The following is a 25,668-nucleotide window of genomic DNA, read 5'->3' as shown; positions in this document are numbered from 1 at the left end:
CTTCCCTCCCACCTCTCGCGAGATCACTATGGGTTCCCTGTCTTCGAAGAATGCCCTCGTCACCGGCTCGACCAGCGGTATCGGCCTGGCCATCGCCCGCGCCTTTGCCGCCGAAGGCGCCAACGTCACCATCAACGGCCTTGGCGACGCGGCTGCGATCGAGCAGGAGCGCGCCGGCATCGAGAAGGATTTCGGCGTCAAATGCCGATATTCCGACGCCAATATGATGGACGGTGCGGCGGTCAGCGCCATGGTGCATGAGGCCGAGGCGGCGTTCGGCAGTCTCGACATCCTGGTCAACAATGCCGGCATCCAGCATGTCGCGCCGATCGAGGACTTTCCCGACGACAAGTGGGAAGCCATCATCCGCATCAACCTCCTGGCGGCCTTCTACGCCATCAAGGCGGTGCTGCCCGGCATGAAGAGCCGCAAATGGGGCCGCATCATCAACACGGCGTCCGCGCATGCGCTGGTCGCCTCGCCGTTCAAATCGGCCTATGTCTCGGCCAAGCATGGCATATCAGGCCTGACCAAGACGGTGGCGCTGGAAGTCGCGCAGGACGGCATCACCGTCAACGCCATTGCGCCGGGCTATGTCTGGACGCCGCTGGTCGAAAAGCAGATCCCCGACACCATGAAGGCGCGCGGCATGACCGAAGAACAGGTCAAGCATGATGTGCTGCTCGCCGCACAGCCGACAAAGGAGTTCGTCACCGTCGAGGAGCTTGCGGCGCTGGCGCTGTTCCTGTGCTCGGATGCAGCCAGGCAGATCACCGGCACGACCTTGCCGATGGACGGCGGCTGGACCGCACAGTAGAGCGTGGGCGAAGCGCTCTGTCTTCTGGTCGATGCCGCAGGGTGCTGGCGGGAGAGCACTCGGCCAGGTCCTTGAAAATCATCCAGCTTTCCGATCCGCATCTGATGACGCCAGGTGGCGATTGGGTCACGAGCCGCCAGCCTATGCCGTGGTCCTGATCGATGCGGATGGGGTGATCGTGCATTTCCATGATTTTCCGGTGCCGCCGTCGCTCTGATCGGGTCAGGGCGACGCGGCGCTGCCTCTGTTGCTGCAGGGCTGTCTTTTGCGACTTACGCGGAGTCTCTGCGAAGCACTCAAAAAGCGCTCAATTTTGGACATTAGTCTTGACAGAAATACAGATGTTCAATACCCGTCAGGCGATTGAACAAGCCTGCATTATGGGAGGAATGAGCGGTATGGCTTCCAATGTTTCGTTGACGGGCCTTGCCCGCGATCTCGAGGAACGCGGCAAGTCGGGCAAGCCCATTCGCATCGGCTTGATCGGCTCCGGCGAGATGGGAACCGACATCGTCACCCGGGTCGCCCATATGTCCGGCATCGAGATCGGCGCGATCTCCGAGCTCAACCTGCCGGCCGCCAGCAGGGCCGTGGACATCGCCTTCCAGGAAACCGGCCATGCGCGCGAGGTGTCGAACGCCTCGGCGATGACGGCCGCCATGGAGGCCGGCAAGGTGGCGGTCACCAACGACGCCAGCCTGGTCATCAATAATGATCTGATCGACGTGGTGATCGACGCCACCGGCGTTCCGGCCGTTGGCGCCGAGATCGGCCTGCGCGCCATGGAGCACGGCAAGCATCTGGTGATGATGAATGTCGAAGCCGACGTCACCATCGGCGCCTATCTCAAAAGCGAGGCCGACCGGCTGGGCGTCACCTATTCGCTGGGCGCCGGCGACGAGCCCTCCTCCTGCATGGAGCTGATCGAGTTCGTCTCGGCAATGGGCCATCCGATCGTCGCCGCCGGCAAGGGCAAGAACAATCCGCTCAACATCGATGCCACGCCGCCCGCCTATGAGGAAGAAGCCAAGCGCCGGCACATGAATGTGCGCATGCTGGTCGAATTCGTCGACGGTTCCAAGACCATGGTCGAGATGGCGGCGATCGCCAATGCCACCGGGCTGGTGCCCGACAAGGCAGGCATGCATGGCCCGGCCGCGACGCTCGGCGAACTGTCGAAAGTCCTGGTGCCTGAAAAGGACGGTGGCGTGCTGTCCAAGGTCGGCGTCGTCGACTATTCGATCGGCAAGGGCGTGGCGCCCGGCGTTTTCGTCGTCGCCGACATGTCGCATCCGCGCATTTCGGAGCGCATGGAAGATCTGAAGATGGGCAAGGGCCCGTATTTCACCTTCCATCGCCCCTATCACCTGACCTCGCTCGAAGTGCCGCTGACCTGCGCCCGCGTCGTGCTCTACGGCAAGGCCGATATGGTGCCGCTGGCCAAGCCTGTGGCCGAAGTCTGCGCCGTGGCCAAGAAGGACATGCAACCGGGCGAGAAGCTCGATGCGATCGGCGAATATTGCTACCGCGCCTGGATCATGACGGCGCCGGAAGCGCATGCCGCCAAGGCCATTCCCTGCGGCTTGCTGCAGGGCGGCTCGGTGACCGCGCCGATCAGGAAGGGCGAGCTCATCACCTATGCGAATGCGGCCCCGGCCCCAGGCTCCAAGATCGCCGAACTGCGTGCCCGCCAGGACAAGCTCGTCTATGGAACCGTTGGAGCCTGACCATGGCCGCAGCCAGCAAAGCCGCCGCGGACAGTCGCGCCAACCTGCCTTTCGTCTACCGCCAGTACAGCGCCGAGCAGCTCAAGCAGGTGCTCTATAAGATGTACCTCATCCGCCGCTTCGAAGAGGGCGCGGAGGAAAGCTATACGCGCGGCCTGATCCACGGCACCATGCACCTGTCGATCGGCCAGGAAGCCAGCGCCATGGGCATCTGCATGCCGCTTGGCGAGGATGACCAGATCACCTCGACGCATCGCGGCCATGGCCACTGCATCGCCAAGGGCGCCGAGGTCAAGCGCATGTTCGCCGAGTTCTTCGGCAAGACCACGGGCTACTGCAAGGGCCGTGGCGGGTCGATGCACATTGCCGATGTCGGCAAGGGCAATCTCGGCGCCAACGGCATCGTCGGCGGCGGCATTCCGATCGCGGTTGGCGCGGCGCTCTCTTCCAAGATGATGAAGACCGGCAAGGTCGTCGTGTCCTTCTTCGGCGACGGCGCCAACAATGAGGGCGCCTTCCACGAGGCGCTCAACATGGCGGCGGTCTGGAAGCTGCCGGTCATTTTCGTCTGCGAGAACAATGGCTACGGCATGTCGACGTCGACGGCCCGGTCGACCGCGGTCAAGAACATCGCCGACCGCGCTGCCGCCTATTCGATGCCCGGCGTCATCGTCAACGGCAACATCTTCTCCGAAGTCGCCGAAGCGTCGCACAAGGCCGTGGAGCGCGCGCGGGCCGGCGAGGGGCCGACGCTGATCGAATCCAAGACTTACCGCCATCGCGGCCATTCCAAGAGCGACCGCAACCGCTATCGCACCAAGGAAGAGATCGAGGACTGGATGTCGAACCGCGACCCGATCACGCTGTTCGAGAACGAGCTGAGGGAATTCGGCTTCATCGACGACAAGGGCATCGAGGCCATCCGCGATGCCGTGGCGCAGGAGATTGCCGACGGCATCGAGTTCGCCAAGGCAAGTCCGTCGCCTGATATCAGCGAGGCCGGAAATTACGTGTATACGGAGCAGGCGTGATGGACGCGATGGTGCGTGAACTGAGCTACGCCCAGGCGATCCAGGAAGCCATGGCAATTGCCATGGACATGGACGAACGCGTCTTCCTGATGGGCGAGGATATCGGCGTCTATGGCGGCGCCTTCCAGGTGACGGGTGACCTGGTCGAGCGCTTTGGCGCGGACCGGGTGATGGACACGCCGATCTCGGAACTGGGCGGCGCCGGCGTCGCGGTGGGTGCGGCCCTCACCGGCATGCGGCCGATCTTCGAATTCCAGTTCTCCGATTTCGCCACGCTCGCCATGGAGCAGATCGTCAACCAGGCGGCCAAGATGCGCTTCATGCTGGGTGGCGAGGTTTCCGTTCCCGTGGTGATGCGCTTTCCCGCCGGCTCGGGCACGGGTGCCGCCGCGCAGCACAGCCAGAGCCTGGAGGCGTGGCTTGGCCATGTGCCGGGCCTCAAAGTCATCCAGCCGGCGACGCCCTATGATGCCAAGGGCATGCTTCTGGCGGCGGTCGCCGATCCCGATCCGGTCATGATCTTCGAGCACAAGCTGCTCTACAAGATGAAGGGCCCGGTGCCCGAAGGCTATTACACGGTGCCGATCGGCAAGGCCGACATCCGCCGCGAGGGCCGCGACCTTACCATCGTCGCCACGTCGATCATGGTGCAGAAGGCGCTCGACGCCGCGGCCGCGCTGGAGGCCGAAGGCATCGACGTCGAGATCGTCGATCTCAGGACCATCCGGCCGATGGACAAGCAGACCGTCATCGACAGCGTGAAGAAGACATCGCGGCTGATGTGCGTCTACGAAGCGGTCAAGACGCTGGGCATCGGCGCCGAGGTCAGCGCCATGATCGCCGAGAGCGAGGCGTTCGACTATCTCGACGCGCCGATCGTGCGGCTGGGCGGCGCCGAGACGCCGATCCCCTACAATCCGGAGCTGGAGAAGGCCACCGTGCCGCAGGTTCCCGACATCATCACCGCCGCGCGCGACCTCGTGAAAGGGGTTCGCTGAGAATGCCGACCGAAGTCATTCTTCCCAAGGTCGACATGGACATGGCGACCGGACAGATCTCGCGCTGGTTCGCCGAGGAAGGCGCCCGGGTCAAGAAGGGCGATGTGCTGTTCGAGATCGAGACCGACAAGGCGGCAATGGAGATCGACGCCCCGGCCAGCGGCGTGCTGCGCGATGTGACCGGCAAGGAAGGCGTCGATATTCCGGTCGGCGCGCCTGTGGCGTGGATCTATGCCGACGATGAAAATTATGCGCCGACCTCCCCCCTTGAGGGGGAGATGTCGACGAAGTCGACAGAGGGGGTCGCCTCAGGAGGCATCGCCCTGGCGTCGAGCACTGCCGGGTCGAGCCCAGTCGAACCGACCCCACCCGACCGGCCTTTGGCCGGCCACCCTCCCCTCGAGGGGGAGGGGAAAACCCGCGCTACACCTTTGGCGCGGCGTCTGGCTCGGGAAGCAGGCATTGCACTTTCCAATATCGCAGGCACCGGTCCACATGGCCGCGTTGTGAAGGCCGACATAGACGCCGTGCTTTCCTCCCCCCTCGAGGGGGAGGTGTCCGCGAAGCGGACGGAGGGGGTCGCCTCAGAAGGCACCTCCCCGCCCAGCACTGCCCTGGCGCCGCGTCCAGTCGAACCGACCCCACCCGACCGGCCTTCGGCCGGCCACCCTCCCCTCAAGGGGGAGGGGGACGTCCTGCGTTTGTTCGAACCCGGCTCCTACGAGATCGTCCCGCATGACAATATGCGCAAGACCATCGCCCGCCGCCTGGTCGAGGCCAAGACCACCATCCCGCATTTCTACCTGACGCTCGACTGCGAGCTTGACGCACTGCTGGCACTGCGCACGCAGATCAATGCGACGGCCCCGGTGAAGAAGACCGACAAGGGTGAAGCGCCGGCCTACAAGCTGTCCGTGAATGACATGGTGATCAAGGCGATGGCCATGGCTTTGAAGGCGGTGCCGGATGCCAATGCGTCATGGACCGAAAGCGCCATGGTGAAGCACAAGCATGCCGATGTCGGTGTCGCCGTCTCGATCCCCGGCGGCCTGATCACGCCGATCATCCGCAAGGCGGACGAAAAGACGCTGTCCACCATCTCCAACGAGATGAAGGACCTGGCCAGCCGGGCGCGCAGTCGCAAGCTGAAGCCGGAAGAATACCAGGGCGGCACCACGGCCGTGTCCAACCTCGGCATGTTCGGCATCAAGGACTTTGCCGCGGTGATCAACCCGCCGCATGCGACGATCCTGGCGGTCGGTGCCGGCGAGGAGCGGGCGGTGGTCAAGAACGGCGAGATCAAAATCGCCACCATCATGTCGGTGACGCTGTCGACCGATCATCGCGCCGTCGACGGCGCGCTGGGTGCCGAACTGCTGGTCGCCTTCAAACGGCTGATCGAGAACCCGATGGGCATGCTGGTCTAGGGCCGGCCGAGGCGCCGAAGCCTTCGGTTGCCTCAATTGCGTAGCAGGATCGCCAGCCCGCCCAAGGCGGTCACAAGGCTCGTGGACCGCCGTTCCGCGGGCCTTACTGTTGTGCCGTGAAGGTATTTCGCGCGACGCTGTCGCCTGATCTGGTCGTGCATGCGCTGTGTCATCCACCAGTCATGTGAACTGGTTTGGCGAAACGCGGCTGGACGAACGATTCCTGGATGGGATCCTGGCTCGGCCGTAAAATGCGGGTCGCCGCGACCGTCAGGATGGCACAGCCACTTGTTCGATCGCGCCAGCGCCGATGGAGGTGCCGTGCGCCTGGCCATTCTGATCACCAAGCTGTGCAGCGGCTACATTCCCTTAATCCAGTGCCTATGCTTGAAGCCGCCGCTATTTCGTTCCACATCGGTCAGGATGAAGGACGAGGCACGAGAACGGCGTCGGAATTTGCTGTGGGGCGTGCCCGCATCACTGATCCTGCATGCGCTCGTCGCGGTGCTCCTGGTCTACAACGTCCCGAGGCCTCCCCAACAGCCGCAGGAGGAGCAGCCGGTCAATGTCGCGCTGGTGCCTCCGCCCGATCAGCCAAAGCCGAAACCTGCTCCCCCGCCGCCAAAGGAACTCAAAGCCGAAAAACCCCCGGAACCCAAAGCCGAAAAGCCACCGGAACCAAAGGTTGAAAAACCGCCCGAGCAGCCGCGTAAGCCGGTGGACGATCCGGTTCTGAAGCGCGTCTTCCAATATGGCGAGAAGGATACCGGGCCGAAGAAATCCCTGGATGGAGGCAGTGCCCGAGACAACGCGCCGTCGCCGCCCAAGGATGAAACTTCGAAGCCTGCGGAGCCCCCATCTTCGGCACCAGCGGAGCCGCAGGCAGAGCCAAGCAAGGCTGACGAGAAGCCCGCAACCGTCGTGACGGACGCCAAGCCGACACAGAGCGAGGAAAAGCCGGCGACCGAGGACGCTGATAAGGCGGCGACCGAGGACACCGATAAACAACAGGCAGACAAACCGGAGGCGGCAGAGCAAACCGCCGAGAAGCCGGCAGCCGTGGCGCCGACGCCGTTGGCGGCCGAGGCCGACGCCAAACCCGAGCCTCCGACCCCGGCCGAAAAGGCAAAGCCCAAACCTGCAAAGGCAATGAAGTTCAGATCCGCCAAGGCTTTGAAAGCTCGAAGCGGGGGTGCAGGAACGTCAAGTCCCACGAACACAGAGATTGCTGGATCGCCGGTTTATTCCGGCCTTCCGGGTGTTCGAAAGCTCTACTCGCAGGGCGCTACCGGCGACGCGCTGGCAACAAGCTCCATGTCCGGCGTGCCTCGCGGTCAGCGTGTTGCCACCCTTTGCGCCAACGTACTGAACCAGGAGTTGCAGCAGGCTGACTATTCTCCCAAATGGTTGCCAACTATTCCGCTCAAGGCAGGCAATGTTCTCAGCCCGCCAGAGGCTGCCTTCAGCACAATGACCACTTGGTACCAGCTGAGTTTCCGGTGTGAGGTCGACCCCGATGCGACAAGGGTCTTGTCGTTCAACTTCCGTGTCGGCGCTCAAATCCCACATAGCGAATGGCCGCGGCCTCTTTAGTCTATGCCAGCCTTAGGCCGGTACACCAAGTCCGGCCAATTGCCGGCTGACGTCATGCCAGTCGGCGCAGACGAAATCGGCACCGGCCGCAATCAGCCGCGCGCCGTGCTCCCGGATAGGTATGGCCGCCGCCCGTGTAGCCGATGGCCGTCATGCCGGCGGCGACCGCGCCCTGGATGCCGAAGGGCGATCCTCGATCACGATGCAGTCGGCCGGGTTGGCGCCCATCCTGGCGGCGGCGAACTGGCTGATCCCAGGTCTTGATGGATCGGATCGTGGGCTGCCGCTCGTTGAGTCGCCCCAGCGCCTTGGTCGGGCTGCCGTGGGTGTGGTGATTCAAGTCGACAAGTTGTCAGCGGCTAGATTGCGCAAATCCAATGTCTATGCTTGAAGCCGCCGCTATTTCATTCCACATCGGTTAGGATGAAGGGCGAGACAGATGAACGGCGTCGGAATCTGTTGTGGGGCATGCCCGCATCGCTGATCCTGCACGTGCTTGTCGCGACGCTCCTGGTGTATGGCCTGCAAGTGCCTCCCCAGCAGCCGCAGGAGGAGCAGCCGGTTAATGTCGCGCTCGTGCCTCCGCCCGATCAGCCGAAACCGAAACCTACTCCGGCGCCGCCTCCTAGACAACCAGAGCCGAAGGTTGAAAAACCACCCGAGCAGAAGGTTGAAAAGCCGCCTCTGCCGGAAAAACAGGCGCCGAAGCCCCTGCCAGTCGAGGTCCTGAAGCCCGTTTTTCAGTTCGGCGACAAGGATACCGGCCCGCGGAAATCCCTGGATGGGGCCAGCGCTCAGGACAGCTCGCCGTCGCCGGCCAAGGATGACGCTTCGCAGCCGCCGATCAAGCCGAAACCCGCAGAGAACCAACCCGCCACGCCGCCAGACTCCGAGCAGGGGGCAGATCCAACCAAGGCCGACGAGAAGCCGGTAACCGTGACGGCGGACGCGAAGCCGACACAGGATGTGGAGAAGCAGGCAGCTTCAACCGAGGAGATTGATAGACAACAGGCAGCCAAACAGGAGGCAGACAGGCAGGCGGCGCTCGACGCCGCCAAGCAACGGGGCGCCGCACCAGCGCCTTGGGCTGCTGATGGCGGCGGCGGCGAGATCGAGCTTCCCATGTCGGCCGAAAAGCCGATGCCCAAACCCACAAATGCGCCGAAGCCCAGCCCCTCAAAGGCCTCGAAGTCTGTATCTCGGAACGACTCGGGCCTCCCGGGCGTCCGCAGGCTTTACTCACAAGGCGCTAGCGGCGATGCGTTGGCCACGACCTCGATGGGCGGCGTGCCTCGCGCTCAGCGTGCAGCCAAACTTTGCGCCAGCGCGTTGCAGCAGCAACTGCTTGACGCCTCGTATTTTCCCAAATGGGTGCCATCTGTTCCGTTGAAGGCGGGCAATGTCCTTGACGCTCCGGATGTCGCGTTCAGCACGACAACCACATGGTATCATCTGAGCTTTCGGTGCGAGGTCGACACCGATGCGACGAAGGTTCTGTCCTTCAACTTCGGTGTGGGGCAAATGATCCCACCCAGCGAATGGGGCCCTCTTAGATTACCCAGTCCCTACTAGGCAGGCACGCCGAGGCCAGCCAATTGCCGGCTAACTTCATGCCAGTCGGCGCAGGTGAAATCGGCACCGGCCTCAATCAGCCGTGCGGCGTGTTCGGCATAGGTGTGGCCACCGCCGGTGTAGCCGATCGCGGTCATTCCGGCGGCAACCGCGCCCTGGATGCCGAAGGGGGAATCCTCGATGACGATACAGTCGGCGGGATTGGCGCCCATCCTGGCGGCGGCGAACAGGAAGATATCCGGCGCCGGCTTGCCGTTCTTGACCATCGAGGAGCTGTAGATCGCATCGCCGAAGAAATGCGCCAGTCCGGTGACGGCAAGGCTGTGGTTTATGCGCTCGACGGAAGATGACGAGGCAACGCAGCGGTCGCCCTCGAGCGTTTCCAGAAAGGCGGCGATGCCGGGTGTCGGGCTCAATTCCTGCGAAAACAGGATCTTGGTCTCGGCCCAGATGTCGCCGTCCGCCGCTGCGGGAAACTGGTGGCCGGTCAATTCCCTGATCCTGACGATGATGTCGGACTGCTTCATGCCGACGCACTGGGCGATGATGCCGCCATGGACGCCCGCCATGCCGTGCTTTTCATAAACGCGTTCATAGGCCTTGGCGGCCAGGGGCTCGCTGTCGACGAGAACGCCGTCGCAATCGAAAATGATAGGCCTTGGTCGCGCCACGCGCTCGTCTCCCTAAGTCAAATTCCGCACATCGCTATCGGCAAAAAGTCAGATGTTCAATAGCTCGATGTCTTGAGGGCGTTTGGAGCATGCAGCCACGAGCAGTCAAAGCTGGCGCAGGACATCGCTCGCGCGGGCGGATCCGAGCGCCCGTTGCATGGCCTGCCGGGACTGGGCGCGGTCCGGCGTGATCCAGTTCGGCTCGGCGCCGAGGAAGCGGTCGAGGAAAGCCACCGTGTAGGCCGGCATCTCGGTCACATTCTCGCGATAGGACCACCATGTGCGCAGGTCGTCGGCGCATTTGTCGATGCTGGGCGCCGTGCCGAATTCCTGCTCGTAGATCGCCGAGATCACCGAGACACAGTAATTGGTGTAGAGGAAGCCTTCCGGCCAGAAGCGGATGATTTCCAGCGTGCCGGCATTCTGTTCCGTTTCATTGAGATGCGCGAGGCCGGAGATTTCCCTGGCCGGTGCCTGTTTGATCAGTTCTCGCAGCACGAGTCCGGCGGCAAAGACGATGAAGTCGGCGCGGTCCACCGCGGCAAAGCGCTTTTGCGCTTCCATGACCTCGACCCAGTCGAGAAAGGCCCGGGTGAGCTTCGCCTCGTCGATCTCGAAACGCACGCCGAACGTGTCGGCGACCACTCTGGCGCTGCCGCGGAAGGTGGCGCGGAACCAGCGCAGCTGCCGTAACCGGTGGCGCAGGTCGGGCATAAGGGCCAGTTCATCCCTGAAGGGCAGTTCCATTTCACGCATCCCGTTTGGTGACAGGCTAGCACAGCCGTGCCGCCGCCGAAATCGGCCGACGGCCCTGTGGATGACCGTGACCAGGGCCAATATCATACATATTGACATTCGCGGAAACAAATGTTCTCACTTTGCTGTTGTCGCGCGCCGGTCCAAAGTGCGGTTCAACATAGGCTTCGGGAGGAGAACCGAATGGCGATTTGGCAGTGGGGACTGCTTCTGCTGGTTATTGTGTGGGCGCTGCAGTCGCTCGGCGTCTGGCTGCAGATGCGGCACTATTCGGATGTCTTCCGGGGCGTCACCGACCAGTACAAGGATGGCTTCGTCGGAGCCGGCAATTTTCGCGGTCGGTTGGCCAAGGGCACCATCGCGCTCGTCGTGGTGACGCCTGACCTGATCGTGCGCCGCCTGATGGTGATGAGCGGCCGTTCCGTCTTCACCAAATTCAAGAGATTTCAAGAATTCGAGGGTGTTGCCCTCGATCGACTCCGGTCCAACCCTGCAATCTTGGGGGAGGGGGAACCCGGTGTGGCCGAGGCCGTGAAGCGAGCGATCGAACAGATCGACAAAGCACGGTCGGAGCCGGGGAAGAAGCCGGGTCTGTCCGGTCTGAACGTAGCAAGGGCCTAGAGGAAGCCGCGCACCGACTGGGATAAACCGGCGGGCGGCATAAGGAGGAGAAATGTCTGTATTTTCGTTGTTGGCGCAGCATGCCGACATGGCCGTGCACAATCTGCATGTCGCAGGTGCCATGGTCTCGGATGCTGCTTTGCATGGCAAGCTCGCCGTCGAGCATGCCTCTGACCATCTCGTTGTCCTGGCACAGGCGGACAGCGGGCCGATCACCGTCGACCAGTTCAAGGAAAAGCTGAAAGAGGTCCAGCAGGAAGAGCAGCTTGGCTGGCTGACCGCCATCGGCAAATACTTCATCGGCATCTTCCAGAAGGGCGGCGAGGTTTTCGCCGGCTTCGTCACCGGCATCATCCCGACGCTGGTGGTGCTGATGACCGCCTTCTACGCCGTCACCGAACTGGTCGGCGAAGAGCGCGTGCATGGCCTGGCGCGCGGCGCCGGCCGTATCGCGCTGACGCGCTACACGCTGCTGCCGCTGCTGGCGGTGTTCTTCCTCACCAATCCGATGGCCTATACGTTCGGGTCATTCCTGGAAGAAAAGCACAAGCCGGCCTTCTATGACGCGGCCGTGTCCTACGTGCACCCGCCGCTCGGCCTGTTCCCGCACATCAATCCCGGCGAATATTTCGTCTGGGGCGGCATTCTCGTCGCACTGCTGGAGCTGGAAAAGAAGGGTGCGGTCGTCGCCGGTTATCACGTCAAGGTGGCGATCTGGTACGCCATTGTCGGCCTCGTCGTTATCCTGCTCAAGGGCATGCTGACCGAGCGCATCACCGCCATCATGGCACGCCGCCAGGGCGTCGAGCTGTAAGGGCGGGGAGGACATCATGGCAAAGACATACAAAGCCGTACGCATCTCCCGGGGCAAAACCGGTTGGGGCGGCCCGCTCGTCATCGAGCCGACCGCGCAACGCGACAAGATCGTCTCCGTCACCGGAGGCGGCATCCATCCCGTGGCACAGCTCATCGCCGACATGACCGGCGCCACGGCCGTCGACGGCTTCAAGGCGCCGCCGATCGAAAGCGAGATGGCGGTTGTCGTCGTCGACTGCGGCGGCACCGCACGATGCGGCGTCTATCCGCGCAAGCGCATCCCGACCGTCAATCTGACGCCGGTCGGCCAGGCTGGGCCGCTCGCCCAGTTCATCACGGAAGACATCTACGTTTCGGGCGTGAAGCCGGCCAACGTCACAATGGCGGACGGGTCCGAGGCGGTCACCACTGCAGGGGGAGCAGCATCGATGAGTTCAAACAACAACACAGCGGCCGCTGCGCCACAGCCGCTGCCGAGCGAAGGCGGGCTGATCGGCCTGATCAGCTCGATCGGCCGCGTCATGGGCCGCGTCGTCGGCATCTTCTTCAATGCCGGTCGCCGCACCATCGACCAAGTGGTGCGCAACGTGCTGCCGTTCATGGCCTTCGTGACCATGCTCATCGGCCTGATCCTGTACACCGGCATCGGGGACGTGCTGGCGCAGCCGATGGGACCGCTCGCCAACAACATCGTCGGCCTGCTGATCATCTCGGCGATCTGCGGCCTGCCGTTCCTGTCACCCATACTCGGGCCGGGCGCCGTCATCGCGCAGGTCATCGGCGTCGCCATCATCGGCCCGCAGATCGCCAACGGCACGATTTCGCCGGCGATGGCCCTGCCGGCGCTGTTTGCCTACAACACCCAAGTGGGCTGCGACTTCGTCCCCGTCGGCCTGGCGCTGGGCGAAGCCAAGCCGAAGACGATCGAAATCGGTGTGCCGGCGGTGCTCATCAGCCGCCAGATCATGGGCCCGGTCTCGGTGCTGATCGCCTGGATCGTCAGCCTGATCGTGTTTTAAAAAGCAATTCCAGGAAAAGTGTTCCACTGTTTTCCGTCCGGAATCGCTTCAAAACAAAAGAGATAGAGTGGCTCGCCGTTTCCACAAAACGATGAGCCACTCTCAGAAGAGTTGGAAAATGAGGTTCGCCATATGACGGTTCTGTTGAGAACACGGGTCACTGAAATCGGGCCCGAAGTGGCGGATCTTGCCGAAGGGGGCGTGGTCATCCTGTTCGCGGATGGCTCGCCGCCGGAGCTTGCCGAGGTCTCCGTGCTCCACAAGACGGAGCTTGGACCCAGCGACGGCGCGCCCGCCAAGGGCGCGTCGATCACCCTTGGCGATGTGTCCGCGACCATCACCGCCGTCGGCTCCAGCGCATGGAGCAAGGTTCTTGAGATGGGCCATGTCGTCATCTCGTTCAACGGCGCCACCGAGGCCGAGAGGCCGGGCGAGATCTGCGCATCGGAGGTCGACCGACAAGCGCTCGTGGCCGCCCTGAAGACCGGCGCGATCATCACCATCGCCGCCTGAAGCATTCGCGCCGCGACCCATCTGGTCCTGGCGCCAGGAAAAGCAGAGTATTTGCCATGGAACGCTCGACCATCGTCAGAGTGCATGAAGGTTTGCACGCCCGTCCCGCCACGCGGTTCGTGAAGCTCGCCAAGGGCTTCGAATCCGATGTCGAGCTGGTCAAGGACGGCAAGGCGGTCAGTGCCAAGAGTTCGGTCAAGCTGATGCTGCTGGCGGTCAAGGAAAACCAGGAAGTCACCGTGCGGGCGAACGGCGCCGACGCCATCGAAGCCATCGAGGCGCTGATCGGCTATCTCGAGAATCCCAAGGCGGGTCTCGACGACGACGCCGAGACGCAAAGTCCCGCGAATAATGCCGGCCACGCGGCACCCGTACAGGCGACCCAATCTGCGCCGGCTGGACCCGGCGAAGCAAATGGCTTGCGCGGTGTCGCCGCGAGCGAGGGCGTTGCGATCGGGCCGGCTTTCGCGCATTTCCCGCCTGACGTCGCCGGACAGGGCCGCATGCTGCAGGCTGACGAGATCGCCGGCGAGATCGACAGGTTCCGCGCCGCCGTCGCCGCCGTCCAGGCACGGATGGACCGGGCGCTGGCGCAGGACAGCCTGTCGGCCGGGGACCGCGGCATCGTCGCTGCGCTCAGGGATATTGCCGCTGACGATAGCCTGACCGGCGAGGCAGAAAAGGCGATCAAGGGCGGCAATGACGCGGTTTCGGCCGTGATCACCGCCGCATCCACGATCGCCGCCGATTTCAGCGCCGTCGACGATCACTACCTCAATGCGCGGGCGGATGATGTCCATGCCGTGGGGCGGCAGATCTGCCTGGTGCTGCTCGGGCAGGACGATGTCAGCCTCGAAAGCATCCCCCAAGGCGCCATCCTCATCGCCGACGACATCGGCGCCTGGGATCTGGCGCGCGCGCCGCTGAAACGCATCGGCGGCGTGGTGTGCGGCCATGGCGGCGCCACCTCGCATATCGCCATCATCGCCCGCTCTCACGGCATTCCGGCGGTGCTGGGTCTTGGTGAGCAGATCAACGCCTTGCGCACCGCGCGCGAAGTGGCGATCGACGGCAATAGCGGCCATGTGATCATCGACCCCGATGCGGCGACGCGCGCAGATTTCGCCGGCCGCGTCGAAGCGGCGGCAAAGGAGCGCGCCGGTCTGACCGCCTTCAAGACGGTGACGCCCCGGCTTGCCGACGGCAGGGTGATCGAAGTCGCGGCCAATATCGGCTCACTCGAGGAAATCGAGGCGGCGCAGGAGGCCGGCGCGATGGGCGTCGGCCTGTTCCGAACCGAGCTTCTGTTCATGCGGCATATGCACCTGCCCTCGGAAGACATGCAGGCCGAGACCTATGCGGCGCTGGCCAAGGCCTTCGCGCCATATCAGGTCATCGTGCGCACGCTCGATATCGGCGGCGACAAGCCGATTGCCGGCATCGAGTTCCCCGACGAGGAAAATCCCTTCCTCGGCTGGCGCGGCATCCGCATGTGCCTCGACCGGCCCGATATCTTCAAGCGCCAGCTCAGGGCGCTGCTCAGGGCGTCAGTACATGGCAATATCAAGGTGATGCTGCCGATGGTGTCTGACATCGGCGAGGTGAGACAGACGCGCATCCTGGTCGATGAATGCGTGGGGGAACTCAAGGCCGAAGGCGTGCCCTACGCGACTTTCGATCTCGGCGTGATGATCGAGACCCCGGCCGCCGTGCTGATTGCCCCGGCGCTGGCGAAGGAGGTGGCCTTCTTCTCGATCGGCACCAACGATCTGACCCAGTACATCATGGCGGCCGACCGGCTCAACCCGACCGTGGCCAAGCTCAATGACGTCACCAATCCGGCCGTCATGTCGGCGATCGAGCTGACGGCCAAAGCCGGTGTCGATGCCGGCATCATGGTCGGCATGTGCGGCGAGGCGGCCGGGCGTCCTGACCTGATTGCGACCTTCGTCAAGATGGGGCTGACCGAACTTTCGATGAGCCCGGCCTCGATCCAGCGCGCCAAGAAGACGATCATGGCCCTGGCCGGGGACTAGGCCTACGGCAAATGCGCAAGCAAGGTGGCAAAGACCGGCGTCAGTTCATCGACCGGGCTTGCCTTGGCGCAGGCCTGTACGATGCGATCGTGACGGATATCGGCCGCAAGGATGGCTATCTCCAACATCTCCGGCTCCGGCGCGCCGTCGCGGCCGGTGGTCGCCAGACCGCAGGCCAGAACGACCGGCGCCAGGCAGCTTATATCGAGCGCCCGTTCGCCCGCCGCTGCCGTTTCCGGCGCGGCTTCGCCAAAGCGGACCGGACGCTGGTTGAGCAACTCGACCAGTAGCGCAGCGCAGGTGGCCGCGATTGCCTGCAATCCAGCGCCGGGCGCGGCAAGCGCGGCCAACAGATCGCCATGGCGCTTGCGCATCGCGGCGTGGGCGGCGGCGAAATCGGCTTCGTGGATGCGGGCATTGTCGATCTTCAGCCCGGCAAGAACGGACTTGGTCAGATAATACATGTCGCGCCGGAACAGGCGCTCGGCGCTCAACTGCCGCTCTTCGTTTCCGGCCGGGAAATAGGTGCCGAGGCCTTTGACGGTCGTGCCATCCACCTTGATCGGGCGCTCATGCGGGACAAAGGATTCGGCGATCGACAGCGCTTCGTCGACGGCGCTGGCGGCATGGCTGAGCAGGCCTTCGATGCCCTTGCCCGGAAACGACGGCAGATGGCTGGTCGCTTCGCGCACGACACTGGCGTCGCCGCTGCCGTCATGGCGGCTCTGGCGGATGATGTCGCGGATTTCCCGCAACCGGTCCTTCAGGTTGACGCGGACATCTTCGGAGATTTGTCGGAGCATCGCGGATCGCCTCGAAAGTTCCGTTGAGGGCCGCCCGGCAAGAGGACAGCCACCGACTCTACATTGTTCCTATCGATTGGTAGATCAATAGGCGATACTAGACCAGCATGCAGAATCGGCGGCGGCGGGCTCGTCCGTCGCCGCGGGGGAGGATGATTTGGCCAGGCGACGACAAACCGAAGAGGGTCGGGCAGGAGCAGACGCGCCCGAGCAGATCGTCAATGAGAGCCGGACGGATCGCCTCAGGATTCGTGCCGCCTGGATGTATTTCGTCGAGCAGATGACGCAGAACGAGATCGCCGACGTGCTTGGCGTCGGCCGCGTCACCATCGTGCGCATGCTAGCGGAGGCTCGTTCGCGCAACGAGGTGAAGATCACCATCGAGAGTGAATTGTCCGAGATCGTGCGGCTGGAGCGCGCGCTGGAGCGTACGTTCGGCCTGCAGCAGGCGCTGGTGGCACCGCTCTCCGCGCCCAATGCCGATCCGATCCCCGCGATCAGCGCCAAGACCGGGATTTTCCTGTCCGACACCATGAAATCCGGTATGCGCGTCGGCGTCGGCTGGGGCCAGACACTGTTCTCGAGCCTGCCCTTCATCAGCGCCAAATCGCTCACCGACTTCAAGGTCATTTCGCTGCTTGGCGGTGTCGGCGTCGTGCGGCGCTACAACCCGGCCGAGTTCGCGTGGCGCTTTGCCCAAATCTTCCAGGGTGACGGCTATCTGATCCCGACGCCGGCCGTCGTGGACAGCGTCGAGACCAAGATCGCGCTGGTCGAGCGCTGCGGCCTGCAGGAGGTTTTTGAGATGGCCAACGTGCTCGATGCCGTTCTGCTGAGCGTCGGCGGCATCGCTTCGGCCACCACCTTCTCTCGCGGCGGCTTTCTCAAGGAGGCGGACCGGGAGGCGCTGCTTGCACGTGGCGCCGTCGGCGACCTTCTGTTCCATTTTTTCGATCGCAACGGCGATCTGGTCGACCATCCCGTCAATAGTCACGTGATGTCGGTGGACGTCGACCGGCTTCGCAAGGCCCCGATCCGCATCCTCACCTCCGGCGGCGAGGAGAAGACCGAGGCGCTGCTCGGCGCCATGAACCTGATCGCGCCGACGATCCTGATCACCGACGAGGAAAGCGCAAGGCGCATGCTCGAGGCGGTCAGCGGAAGCTGAAGGACCCCGTGACGTAGTCGGGCCAGGCCTGCTGCTCGTCGAAAACGGTGGTGAGATCAGGCGTGTCGGCCAATATCCCGCTCAGCACCAATGCCGTGGCGATGCCGGCGTTGTTTCCGCCCGCTATGTCATGCTCGACGCTGTCGCCGACACAGACCACGCTGGCGCGGTCCGGTTCGCCGGCCAGCGCCAGCGCCGCGTCGAAAATCGCCGGATAGGGTTTGCCGATCCGGGTAGCGCTGCCGCCAAGGCTTTCGTAGAGATCGGCGAGTTCGCCCGCGCCGAAGCGGGGGCCGACCGCCGTCAGCATGATCCTGTCGGGATTGGTGCAGAAGCACGGCACCTTTTGCGCCGCCGCCGGGGCAAGCAGTCGGCGATAGTGGTCGAGGTCGTAGCGGTCCCCCTCGCTGGCCGAGATCAGCACCAGCTCGGCGTCTTCGCCGGACCCGGTCAGCACGAGGGGCAGACCTTCGATCGCGGTGCGGTCACTGTCGCGGCTGATCAGCAGGCATTTTGTGCCCGGGCGCAGCTTTCCCGATGCCGCCATGTCATTAAAGGAGCGCCACGCCACCTCGCCGGAGGAAACAAAATGGTCCCAGCTTCCGGCTGCGAAGCCGAGCTTCAGCAGGCGATCCTCGTTGGGCTTGGCGCGCTTGCCGGAATTGGAAATCAGTACCACCGTCTTGCCGGCACGTTTCAGCGCCGACAATGCCTCCACTGCGCCGGGATAAGGAGCCTGACCATCATGCAGCACGCCGAACTGGTCGAGCAGGAAAACCTGGTAGCGCTCCGCCAGCGGACTGATGCCATCGAGGCGTTCGATTGTTTTCGCGCTCATAGGAGTCCCTGCTTGCTTGCACCCTTCAGCGCCAGCCGCGCGGTGCCGGCTGCGGCTTCGTCTGAAAGTGCCGGCAGGAAATCGACGCCGAGCTTGCGCCGCCGGATCGCCGTCCAGGCCGGGTTCGCCGCGCCGCCGCCGACACTCCGGACCGAGGTCAGCGCCGGCGCGCCGAGTTCGGCCAGCCTGCGGTAGCCGAGCGCCTCGATCGCGGCCATGCCCTCGAACATTGCCTTGAGATAGTCGGCGTCGTCAGCCGGCCGTGGCGTGAGGCGTGGCGGCAAGGCCGGATCGGCGATCGGGAACCGTTCGCCAACCGAGCCGAGCGGATAATAGTCGAGGTCTGTTTGCGTTGTGGGGTCGATTGCCGCGCTGAGTTCGATGATCCGCGCGAGCGGAAAATGCTGCGCCAGCACCTTGCCGCCGGAATTCGACGCGCCGCCGGCCAGCCAGGCGTCGCCGAGGCGATGGCTGTAGATGCCGAAGCGTGGCGCTGAGATCGGCCGGTCGGAGAGGATCTTGATGGTCAGGGAGGATCCAAGCGCGGTGACGCCGTCGCCAACCGCGGTGGCCCCCGTCGCCAGGAACGAAGCGCAGCCATCCGTGGTGCCGGCGACCACGACCACATCGCGCGGCAGGCTAAACAATTCCGCGGCGACTGCGGTGAGCGTGCCGGTGACATCGCCCGGCTCGACGACGTCAGGCAGCAACTCCACGCGCATGCCGGTGGCCGCGATCCAGTCCGGCCAGCGGCGGGCCTCGACATCATAGCCTGTCTTCAGGGCATTGTTCTCGTCGCTGACGCCGAAGCGCCCGGACAGGTTTCCAGCGATCCAGTCGGCCTGGTGCAGCACCGCCGCGATGCCGTGCAGATGCTGGAACCGCAAGGCCTTGGCGAGGCCGGAAGTCGCCCCGTGCGCGGCGCTCGCTTCCGGCGCCTGGCGGGCGATCACGGCCAGGATGCCGTCGTCGGCGACCTTGTCGTTGTACATCAACGGTTCCGCCAGCGGCCGCCTGGCGGCGTCGACCGGCAGCAGCGTGCCCGACGTGCCGTCGACAGCGATGGCGCGGACCGCGGCGTGGTCGATGCCCGAAAGCAGTTCCGTCAGGGCGGCCTGGACCGTTTGCCACCATGCGGAGGGGTCGCGGGGATTCTGGCCAAATCGATCAAGTCGAACGGCGGACTGGCCGGCAATCGAAAAATCCGGGCGCATGGCGACGGCGCGCGCGCCCGACGTGCCGATGTCGATGCCGATGACAAGGGGCATCATGTCAGTCCTTTGCTAGCCGCCTGCCGCGTTGAGCTTCTGGCGATACTGCTCGGCGTCCCAGTTGACCAGTTCGTCGTTCTCGGCGGCGGTGAGATAGTTCAGCCGCGCCGCGACATCGACGCGCGCCGTCACGTCGGCAAGGCAGCGCTGCATGGCGTCAGCGCCCGCGCTGGCGTCGCCGCGCATCAGCACGCCGGCGCCGGGAAACAGGATCGCAACAGGGGCGGTGCCGAGCCGCGCGGCGACACCGGCCGCGTCCTCGCCTGGCTTGGCCACGACCGAGCCCTGGCCGAGGAAGATGACATGGTCCGGATAGAGGCTGCCGGCCTCGGCCATGCGGCGGCTTTCCGGGTCGAGCGCGACCGCGTGCGCTTCGACATCCGCCGGCAATCGGTAGACGCTGTCGCCGGCCAACGTCGTCAAGGCCGCGATGTCGGGCGCAGCGGCGACGCGCGCCGGCCGCGCCAGCAGCGACCGAACGCGGCGCAGCAGAAGGTCGGCCTTGGCCACGGTTTCGGCGGCGACCACCAGCCCGTGATTGCCAAGGATCAGCACGTCGACCCCGGGCCGCAATTTCTCGGCAATGCCGCGGGCAAGCGGCAGGCCCGGCCGGAAGTAGGGCACATAGGCCCATTCGATGCCGCCGAGCCGCCTGGCGACCTCGGCCTCGCTGTTGGCCTGCACGGCGAGCGAAATCGTGTCGACGCAGTGGACATGCAGGACTACGCGCTGCGGCATCAAGGCGTGCACCGTGGTCTCGATGGACGGGCGCAGGCCGCGCGGGTTGAATTCATCGATGGCAAAGGCCTGCGGCTTGTCGGCGGCCGGATTGCGCTCTTCGACCGCCTTGAGCAGCGGCGCCATCGCCACCGGCACCATGATGTCGTCGCTGAGCGCATCCTTCAGCCAGGTGCCGGACGCCTTGATCCACAGCGTGTCGCCGGCCTTGAGCGAGGTGTTGCCGCCTGCCGCCTGGGTCATGTGAGGGTTCAGCCCGATGCTGGCCGAAAGCGCGCGTAAGGCAGCCAGTTCCTGTGCATCAGCTTGGGTTGCCATGGCGCCTTCTCTCCAACGCTTGCACGAAAATCCCGTTGCCGGGGCCGATATTTGGCGCTGATATCGCAGATATGAGTGATCTACGTCAACAGTGATCTACTATCGTCAAAACGAGCTTGCAATCCGACTAATGTTGAGTAAGTTGCACCAGTTGCCATAGGAAATGCCATTTCGGGAGGAAAGGCTTGAGCGACTTCGGCCGCCAGCGTCAGATCGTCGAACTGCTGCGGGACCGTCCGTTCGCCTCGGTGCGCGAGCTGCAGGAGCGGCTTGGCGTTTCAGCGGCGACGGTGAGGCGCGACATCGACCGGATCGACGAAGCCGGTGAAGCGCGGAAGGTCTATGGCGGCATTTCGGCGCTCGACGGCGCTTCCCATGCGGGCGTTGCCTATGCCCGGCCCTATGACGAGAACCGTGACCTTGCGGTCGAGGCCAAACGGCAGATCGCCGCGCTCGCCGCGACCATGGTGCGCGACGGCGACGCGGTCATCGTCCATGGCGGCTCGACCTGCTTCCATCTTGGCGTCAAGCTCGCCGACCGCAACATCCGGCTCTACACCAATTCGATGCCGCTGGCGGCCTATCTCAGCGACCATGGCCATTGCAGCCTGACGGTTGCCGGCGGCGACCTGCATCGCGAACCCGGCATCATCCATTCGCCGACGCAGGCCACGGCTTTCTACGCCTCGAAGTTCTTTCTCGGCGCGCAAGGCCTCAACCAGGAAGGGGTGCTGGAATCGCATCCGCTGCTGGTGCGCTCCATCGTCGAGCTCAGCCTCTGCGCCGACCAGATCGTCGTGCTGGCCGACAGCCGCAAGCTTTCGATCCACGCGCGCAATGTCGCGCTGCCGCTGTCGCGCATCGGCACGCTGATCACCGATGACAGCCTCTCCGATACCGATGCACGCATGCTGGAGGATGCCGGCGTGATGGTGCGGATTGCTTCCACTTCGGGAGCCGTCCCATGAAAGTGGCGGTGCTCGACTTCGGCAAGACCAATTCGAAGCTGTTCGTCTTCGGCCAGGACGGGCGCATCCTCGACGAGCGCCGGACACAGCCGCAGTGGACGCGCCAGGACGGCTTCAGCGTGCTCGACGAGGCCAAGCTGCATGAGTGGGCGCTCGATGCCGTCACTGACGCGGTCGAAAACCATGGCGTCGAAGGGGTGATGGTCTCGGGCCATGGCTGCACCTTCGCGCTTGTGAACGACGAGGCGCTGACGCATCCGATCCTCGACTACGAGCAGGAGCCGCCGGCCGAGATCAGTGCCCGGTTCGATCGGCGCATTCCCGATTTCGCCGAGACGTTCTCGCCCCGCCTGCCGCTCGGCTTCAACTATGGCCGTCACATGCTGTGGCTGCAGGAGGTCGATCCCGACGCGTTCGCGGCGGCGACGTCGATCCTCGGCTATCCCCAGTACTGGAGCTGGCGCCTCGGCGGCAGGCCGGTCTCGGAAGTGTCCTATCTCGGCTGCCATTCGCATTTGTGGGCGCCGCGCAAGCGTGACTTCTCCTCGCTGGTCGATGCCGAGGGCTGGCGCGGGCAGATGCCGGCCTTCGAGCGCGCGGGCGCGGTCATCGGCGAGCGGCGTCTTGGCGGCGCGGCGCGGCCGGTCGCCATCCACAATGGCGTCCACGACTCCAATGCGGCGCTCCATGCCTATCGCCGGCAGGAGCTTGGCCCGCTGACCGTGGTGTCGACCGGCACCTGGGTCATCGTGCTCAATCCCGACTGCCCGCTCGAGGCGCTCGACCGTGACCGCGACATGCTGGTCAATGTCGATGTCGACGGCGGCCCGGTGCCGACCATCCGCTTCATGGGCGGGCGCGAATTCGCTGCCATCAGCGGCGGTTGGCAGGGCGCGATCCCGCATGGGTCGATACAGCAGGCAATCGATGCCGGGCTCATGGCGCTGCCAAGCTTCGCGCCGGGTGGGCCGATGCCGGACCGCCCCGGCCGGCTGGTCGGGCGCATGCCCGATGCCGGGGAACGTGCGGCCATGGCGCTGCTCTATGTCGCACTGATGGTCGATCTCTGCCTCGACCTGATCCATTCGCAAAACACCGTCATCGTCGATGGCGGGCTGAACGCTGGCGGTCTGCTCGCGGGGCTGCTGGCGCAGCTGCGCCCCGGCCAGGACTTCCTGCAAGGCGCCTCGCTCGAAGGCAGCGCCACGGGCGCGGCAGCGCTCGCCTTCGAGAGTGTCGGCCGCGACTTTGCCGCCGAGGCGCCGGAACCGGTGACGGCGGCGCGCTTCACCGGCCTTGCGGTTTATCGCGACGACTGGCGTGATCTCGTCGCCGGCCGCGGCATCGCCAGCAAAGCGGCAGGTGGTGCACGATGACTGCGGCGGCCATGACACAGGCTACGCGCCAGCCGGTGCTGGAGATGCGCCATATCTCCAAGACCTTCGGCGCAATCCGCGCCTTGCAGGACGTTTCGCTTACTGTCCACGCCGGCGAGCTGCACGCACTGATGGGCGAAAACGGCGCCGGCAAGTCGACGCTGATGAAGGTCCTGTCGGGCGCCTATCGGCCGGATCCCGGCGGCGAGATCCTGATCGATGGCATGCCCGCCGCGACGGGCGATCCGATCAAGGCGCGCGCTGCCGGCATCGCGGTGATCTATCAGGAGCTGTCGCTGGCGCCCAATCTGACGGTGGCGCAGAACGTCTTCCTCGGCAACGAACCACGGCGCTTCGGCGTCGTCGACCGTGACCAGTGCAACAGGCGTGCTGCCGAGATCGTCGGCCGGCTCGGCGTCTCCTTTTCGGCGCGCGCCCTTGTCTCCAGCCTGTCGCTCGGCGAGCGCCAGCTGGTCGAAATCGCGCGTGCCCTGTCGAGCAATGCGCGTATCATCGTCATGGACGAGCCGACCACGTCGCTGACTTCGCGCGAGACCGACCGTCTGTTCGAGGTGATCGCGACGCTGAAGGCGCAAGGCATCGCCATCATCTATATCAGCCACCGCATGGAAGAGGTCTACCAGCTCGCCGACCGCGTCAGCGTGCTGCGCGACAGCGGCTATGTCGGCACGCTTGAGCGCACTGACCTCAACGCTTCACGCTTGGTGTCGATGATGGTCGGCCGCGATCTCTCTGCTTTCTACAAGAAGGACCATCGCCCGCCGGACGAGAAGCGCGCGGTCGCGCTCTCAGTGCGCGGCGTGTCCGACGGGCACCTGGTGAAGAATTGTTCGTTCGACCTCCACAAAGGCGAGGTGCTGGCCCTGGCGGGTCTCGTCGGCTCCGGGCGCACCGAGCTCGCCCGGCTGATCTTCGGCGCCGACAAGCGCAGCGCCGGCACGCTGGAACTCGACGGCAGGCCGATCTCCATCGGCTCCCCGCGCGAGGCGCTCGATGCCGGCATCGCCTACCTTACCGAGGACCGCAAGGAACTCGGCCTGTTCCTCGACATGTCGATTTCCGACAACATCAGCATGGGCGTGCTGGCCAGGGATGCGCGGGCCGGCGGATTTCGCGATTTCACCGCCGCCGACAGGCGTGCGGCAAAGGCAATCGCGGATCTGTCGATCCGCACCCGCTCGACGCAGGCCACTGCCGGCTCGCTGTCGGGCGGCAACCAGCAGAAGGTGCTGCTCGCCCGGCTGCTGGAAACCGAACCGAAGGTCGTCATCCTCGACGAGCCGACCCGCGGCGTCGATGTCGGCGCCAAGTCGGAAATCTACCGGCTGATTGACAATCTCGCCAACCGGGGGATCGCGATCCTGATGATTTCCAGCGAATTGCCTGAGGTTATCGGCGTCGCCGACCGCGTGCTGGTGATGCGCGACGGCGCCATATCTGGTGAGGTGACGGCATCCGGGGGCGAGCCGCTTCGTCAGGAAGCGATCATGGAACTTGCGACGGGAGCGGCCCAGGAATGATCGACAGGATGTCCGACAAAACGACCGGGACGACCGTGGACCAGGCGGCGATCAGGAGCCGGCGGCTGCGGACCGCCTTCGCCGCACTCGGCATGCTGCCGGTGCTGGTGCTGCTGGCTGGCGGCTTCCAGTTCATCAATCCGCGCTTCATCACCCAAACCAACCTGTTGATCGTCACGCAGCAATCGTCGATCAACATCGTGCTCGCCGCCGGCATGACCTTCGTCATCCTGACCGGCGGCATCGACCTGTCCGTCGGCTCCATCCTTGCCGCCTCGGCGATGGTGGCGGTACTGGTGTCGCTGGTGCCGGACTGGGGCCTGCTCGGCGTGCCCGCCGCCATCCTGGTGGGTCTCGGCTTCGGCCTCATCAACGGGCTGCTCGTCGCTTACATCAGATTGCCGCCCTTCATCGTCACGCTCGGATCGCTGACGGCGGTGCGCGGTGTTGCCCGTCTGCTTGGGCAGGACACGACCGTGTTCAACTCTGACCTGCCGTTCGATTTCATCGGCAATGGCTCGCTGTTCGGCATTCCCTGGCTGGTCGTCATCGCGCTGGCGGTGGTGGTGCTGTCGTGGCTGGTGCTCAAGCGCACGGTGCTCGGCACCTGGATCTATGCCGTCGGCGGCAATGCCGAGGCGGCGCGGCTGACCGGCATCAAGGTGCCGCTGGTGTTGCTCTTCGTCTATGGCGTTTCCGGCCTGCTCGCCGGCCTCGGCGGCGCCATGTCGGCGGCAAGGCTTTATGCCGCGAACGGCCTGCAGCTCGGCCAGTCCTACGAGCTCGACGCCATCGCCGCGGTCATCCTCGGCGGCACCAGCTTCGTCGGCGGCGTCGGCTCGATCTGGGGCACGCTGATCGGCGGCCTGATCATCGCGGTGCTCTCCAACGGCCTCATCTTGGCCGGGGTCTCGGACATCTGGCAGTACATCATCAAGGGATTGGTCATCATCGTGGCGGTCGCCCTCGACCGTTACAGGCTCCAGGCTGGGGCAAGAACGTGAGTGACCTGATCGCCGGCATCAACGACCGGCTCGTGTAACGCACCGT

Annotated in this window: 24 protein-coding genes; 18 read left to right on the top strand and 6 right to left on the bottom strand. The window is 64.7% G+C overall.

The features are described 5' to 3' along the window. Positions 1-28 precede the first annotated feature (28 nt). The 8 genes from JT360_RS00780 (at position 29) to JT360_RS00745 (ending at position 9,165) form a co-directional block, all read left to right on the top strand. Positions 29-817, top strand: a complete 789-nt coding sequence (locus tag JT360_RS00780) for a 3-hydroxybutyrate dehydrogenase (protein ID WP_214469586.1) — start codon at positions 29-31, stop codon at positions 815-817. Positions 818-1,215: 398 nt separating this feature from the next. Continuing rightward, positions 1,216-2,544: an NAD(P)H-dependent oxidoreductase gene (locus tag JT360_RS00775; RefSeq protein WP_214469585.1), complete on the top strand. Its 1,329-nt coding sequence runs from the start codon at positions 1,216-1,218 to the stop codon at positions 2,542-2,544. A gap of 2 nt (positions 2,545-2,546) precedes the next feature. Beyond that, on the top strand, positions 2,547-3,575 hold the full coding sequence (locus tag JT360_RS00770; RefSeq protein ID WP_214469584.1) for a thiamine pyrophosphate-dependent dehydrogenase E1 component subunit alpha: 1,029 nt from the start codon (positions 2,547-2,549) through the stop codon (positions 3,573-3,575). Further along, the gene (locus JT360_RS00765; RefSeq protein WP_214469747.1) at positions 3,575-4,573 is read left to right on the top strand and encodes an alpha-ketoacid dehydrogenase subunit beta; all 999 of its coding nucleotides are present in this window, start codon (positions 3,575-3,577) and stop codon (positions 4,571-4,573) included. Before JT360_RS00770 ends, JT360_RS00765 begins: the two co-directional genes overlap by 1 nt. A 2-nt stretch (positions 4,574-4,575) precedes the next feature. Further along, positions 4,576-6,000, top strand: a complete 1,425-nt coding sequence (locus JT360_RS00760; protein WP_214469583.1) for a pyruvate dehydrogenase complex dihydrolipoamide acetyltransferase — start codon at positions 4,576-4,578, stop codon at positions 5,998-6,000. A gap of 423 nt (positions 6,001-6,423) precedes the next feature. Continuing rightward, entirely contained in the window at positions 6,424-7,593 is a 1,170-nt protein-coding gene (locus tag JT360_RS00755; RefSeq protein ID WP_214469746.1) for a DUF930 domain-containing protein, read from the top strand. A gap of 121 nt (positions 7,594-7,714) precedes the next feature. Continuing rightward, positions 7,715-7,984, top strand: coding sequence for a hypothetical protein (locus tag JT360_RS00750; RefSeq protein WP_214469582.1), 270 nt, complete (start codon positions 7,715-7,717; stop codon positions 7,982-7,984). A 32-nt stretch (positions 7,985-8,016) separates the two neighbouring features. Continuing rightward, on the top strand, positions 8,017-9,165 hold the full coding sequence (locus tag JT360_RS00745) for a DUF930 domain-containing protein (protein ID WP_214469581.1): 1,149 nt from the start codon (positions 8,017-8,019) through the stop codon (positions 9,163-9,165). On the opposite strand, the gene JT360_RS00740 is transcribed toward JT360_RS00745, so the two are convergent. Both JT360_RS00740 and JT360_RS00735 read right to left on the bottom strand, forming a co-directional pair. Continuing rightward, positions 9,162-9,836 (bottom strand): HAD family hydrolase, encoded by a 675-nt coding sequence (locus tag JT360_RS00740; protein WP_214469580.1) that lies wholly within the window; start codon positions 9,834-9,836, stop codon positions 9,162-9,164. The two genes, JT360_RS00745 and JT360_RS00740, sit on opposite strands and share 4 nt — an antisense overlap. 105 nt (positions 9,837-9,941) lie before the next feature. Further along, entirely contained in the window at positions 9,942-10,583 is a 642-nt protein-coding gene (locus JT360_RS00735; RefSeq protein WP_214469579.1) for a hypothetical protein, read from the bottom strand. Positions 10,584-10,775: 192 nt separating this feature from the next. On the opposite strand from JT360_RS00735, the gene JT360_RS00730 reads away from it, so the two are divergent. From JT360_RS00730 to ptsP, 5 genes are all read left to right on the top strand, one after another. After that, positions 10,776-11,213, top strand: a complete 438-nt coding sequence (locus JT360_RS00730; protein WP_214469578.1) for a transcriptional regulator GutM — start codon at positions 10,776-10,778, stop codon at positions 11,211-11,213. Between the two features lie 52 nt (positions 11,214-11,265). Continuing rightward, complete coding sequence (gene srlA / locus JT360_RS00725) at positions 11,266-12,027, top strand: PTS glucitol/sorbitol transporter subunit IIC (protein WP_013892733.1); 762 nt, start codon at positions 11,266-11,268, stop codon at positions 12,025-12,027. Positions 12,028-12,043: 16 nt separating this feature from the next. Then, on the top strand, positions 12,044-13,048 hold the full coding sequence (gene srlE, locus JT360_RS00720) for a PTS glucitol/sorbitol transporter subunit IIB (RefSeq protein ID WP_214469577.1): 1,005 nt from the start codon (positions 12,044-12,046) through the stop codon (positions 13,046-13,048). Positions 13,049-13,180: 132 nt separating this feature from the next. Beyond that, the gene (locus JT360_RS00715) at positions 13,181-13,561 is read left to right on the top strand and encodes a PTS glucitol/sorbitol transporter subunit IIA (protein WP_214469576.1); all 381 of its coding nucleotides are present in this window, start codon (positions 13,181-13,183) and stop codon (positions 13,559-13,561) included. A 56-nt stretch (positions 13,562-13,617) separates the two neighbouring features. Further along, complete coding sequence (gene ptsP / locus JT360_RS00710) at positions 13,618-15,597, top strand: phosphoenolpyruvate--protein phosphotransferase (RefSeq protein ID WP_214469575.1); 1,980 nt, start codon at positions 13,618-13,620, stop codon at positions 15,595-15,597. 2 nt (positions 15,598-15,599) lie between these two features. On the opposite strand, the gene JT360_RS00705 is transcribed toward ptsP, so the two are convergent. Beyond that, a complete protein-coding gene (locus JT360_RS00705; protein WP_214469574.1) occupies positions 15,600-16,400 on the bottom strand; it encodes a hypothetical protein in 801 nt (266 codons plus the stop codon). A gap of 157 nt (positions 16,401-16,557) precedes the next feature. Between JT360_RS00705 and JT360_RS00700 the strand changes: the two genes are divergently transcribed. Continuing rightward, the gene (locus tag JT360_RS00700) at positions 16,558-17,568 is read left to right on the top strand and encodes a sugar-binding transcriptional regulator (RefSeq protein ID WP_214469573.1); all 1,011 of its coding nucleotides are present in this window, start codon (positions 16,558-16,560) and stop codon (positions 17,566-17,568) included. Here JT360_RS00700 and JT360_RS00695 read toward each other — a convergent pair. The 3 genes from JT360_RS00695 to JT360_RS00685 are packed head-to-tail and all read right to left on the bottom strand — an operon-like array spanning position 17,555 to position 20,733. After that, positions 17,555-18,406, bottom strand: coding sequence for a TIGR01459 family HAD-type hydrolase (locus JT360_RS00695; protein ID WP_214469572.1), 852 nt, complete (start codon positions 18,404-18,406; stop codon positions 17,555-17,557). The two genes, JT360_RS00700 and JT360_RS00695, sit on opposite strands and share 14 nt — an antisense overlap. After that, a complete protein-coding gene (locus JT360_RS00690) occupies positions 18,403-19,677 on the bottom strand; it encodes an FGGY-family carbohydrate kinase (protein WP_214469571.1) in 1,275 nt (424 codons plus the stop codon). The genes JT360_RS00695 and JT360_RS00690 overlap by 4 nt, the downstream gene beginning before the upstream one ends. A 12-nt stretch (positions 19,678-19,689) precedes the next feature. Further along, positions 19,690-20,733, bottom strand: a complete 1,044-nt coding sequence (locus JT360_RS00685) for a class II aldolase/adducin family protein (RefSeq protein ID WP_214469570.1) — start codon at positions 20,731-20,733, stop codon at positions 19,690-19,692. Positions 20,734-20,918: 185 nt separating this feature from the next. On the opposite strand from JT360_RS00685, the gene JT360_RS00680 reads away from it, so the two are divergent. Genes JT360_RS00680 through JT360_RS00665 form a run of 4 tightly spaced genes read left to right on the top strand, consistent with a single transcriptional unit; the run spans position 20,919 to position 25,622 of the window. Next, positions 20,919-21,701 (top strand): DeoR/GlpR family DNA-binding transcription regulator, encoded by a 783-nt coding sequence (locus tag JT360_RS00680; RefSeq protein WP_214469569.1) that lies wholly within the window; start codon positions 20,919-20,921, stop codon positions 21,699-21,701. Then, positions 21,698-23,077, top strand: coding sequence for an FGGY-family carbohydrate kinase (locus JT360_RS00675; protein ID WP_214469568.1), 1,380 nt, complete (start codon positions 21,698-21,700; stop codon positions 23,075-23,077). The genes JT360_RS00680 and JT360_RS00675 overlap by 4 nt, the downstream gene beginning before the upstream one ends. Next, positions 23,074-24,618: a sugar ABC transporter ATP-binding protein gene (locus JT360_RS00670; RefSeq protein WP_214469567.1), complete on the top strand. Its 1,545-nt coding sequence runs from the start codon at positions 23,074-23,076 to the stop codon at positions 24,616-24,618. Before JT360_RS00675 ends, JT360_RS00670 begins: the two co-directional genes overlap by 4 nt. 8 nt (positions 24,619-24,626) lie before the next feature. Next, positions 24,627-25,622, top strand: a complete 996-nt coding sequence (locus JT360_RS00665; RefSeq protein WP_214469566.1) for an ABC transporter permease subunit — start codon at positions 24,627-24,629, stop codon at positions 25,620-25,622. The last annotated feature ends 46 nt before the right edge of the window (positions 25,623-25,668 follow it).

Source organism: Mesorhizobium sp. dw_380, from assembly GCF_018588885.1.
Lineage (GTDB): Bacteria > Pseudomonadota > Alphaproteobacteria > Rhizobiales > Rhizobiaceae > Mesorhizobium.
Note: the sequence above shows the minus strand (reverse complement) of the source record. Positions and strands in the feature narration are given on the sequence as shown.

What these genes read in the sequence shown, in the direction of transcription:
- JT360_RS00670 (WP_214469567.1), top strand. Translation starts at nt 23,074, where the DNA reads ATGACTGCGGCGGCCATGACACAGGCTACGCGCCAGCCGGTGCTGGAG.
- ptsP (WP_214469575.1), top strand. Translation starts at nt 13,618, where the DNA reads ATGGAACGCTCGACCATCGTCAGAGTGCATGAAGGTTTGCACGCCCGT.
- JT360_RS00675 (WP_214469568.1), top strand. Translation starts at nt 21,698, where the DNA reads ATGAAAGTGGCGGTGCTCGACTTCGGCAAGACCAATTCGAAGCTGTTC.
- JT360_RS00755 (WP_214469746.1), top strand. Translation starts at nt 6,424, where the DNA reads ATGAAGGACGAGGCACGAGAACGGCGTCGGAATTTGCTGTGGGGCGTG.
- JT360_RS00690 (WP_214469571.1), bottom strand. Translation starts at nt 19,677, where the DNA reads ATGATGCCCCTTGTCATCGGCATCGACATCGGCACGTCGGGCGCGCGC.
- JT360_RS00735 (WP_214469579.1), bottom strand. Translation starts at nt 10,583, where the DNA reads ATGGAACTGCCCTTCAGGGATGAACTGGCCCTTATGCCCGACCTGCGC.
- srlA (WP_013892733.1), top strand. Translation starts at nt 11,266, where the DNA reads ATGTCTGTATTTTCGTTGTTGGCGCAGCATGCCGACATGGCCGTGCAC.
- JT360_RS00745 (WP_214469581.1), top strand. Translation starts at nt 8,017, where the DNA reads ATGAAGGGCGAGACAGATGAACGGCGTCGGAATCTGTTGTGGGGCATG.
- JT360_RS00780 (WP_214469586.1), top strand. Translation starts at nt 29, where the DNA reads ATGGGTTCCCTGTCTTCGAAGAATGCCCTCGTCACCGGCTCGACCAGC.
- JT360_RS00770 (WP_214469584.1), top strand. Translation starts at nt 2,547, where the DNA reads ATGGCCGCAGCCAGCAAAGCCGCCGCGGACAGTCGCGCCAACCTGCCT.
- JT360_RS00765 (WP_214469747.1), top strand. Translation starts at nt 3,575, where the DNA reads ATGGACGCGATGGTGCGTGAACTGAGCTACGCCCAGGCGATCCAGGAA.
- JT360_RS00715 (WP_214469576.1), top strand. Translation starts at nt 13,181, where the DNA reads ATGACGGTTCTGTTGAGAACACGGGTCACTGAAATCGGGCCCGAAGTG.
- JT360_RS00760 (WP_214469583.1), top strand. Translation starts at nt 4,576, where the DNA reads ATGCCGACCGAAGTCATTCTTCCCAAGGTCGACATGGACATGGCGACC.
- srlE (WP_214469577.1), top strand. Translation starts at nt 12,044, where the DNA reads ATGGCAAAGACATACAAAGCCGTACGCATCTCCCGGGGCAAAACCGGT.
- JT360_RS00750 (WP_214469582.1), top strand. Translation starts at nt 7,715, where the DNA reads ATGGCCGCCGCCCGTGTAGCCGATGGCCGTCATGCCGGCGGCGACCGC.
- JT360_RS00730 (WP_214469578.1), top strand. Translation starts at nt 10,776, where the DNA reads ATGGCGATTTGGCAGTGGGGACTGCTTCTGCTGGTTATTGTGTGGGCG.
- JT360_RS00705 (WP_214469574.1), bottom strand. Translation starts at nt 16,400, where the DNA reads ATGCTCCGACAAATCTCCGAAGATGTCCGCGTCAACCTGAAGGACCGG.
- JT360_RS00665 (WP_214469566.1), top strand. Translation starts at nt 24,627, where the DNA reads ATGTCCGACAAAACGACCGGGACGACCGTGGACCAGGCGGCGATCAGG.
- JT360_RS00775 (WP_214469585.1), top strand. Translation starts at nt 1,216, where the DNA reads ATGGCTTCCAATGTTTCGTTGACGGGCCTTGCCCGCGATCTCGAGGAA.
- JT360_RS00685 (WP_214469570.1), bottom strand. Translation starts at nt 20,733, where the DNA reads ATGGCAACCCAAGCTGATGCACAGGAACTGGCTGCCTTACGCGCGCTT.
- JT360_RS00695 (WP_214469572.1), bottom strand. Translation starts at nt 18,406, where the DNA reads ATGAGCGCGAAAACAATCGAACGCCTCGATGGCATCAGTCCGCTGGCG.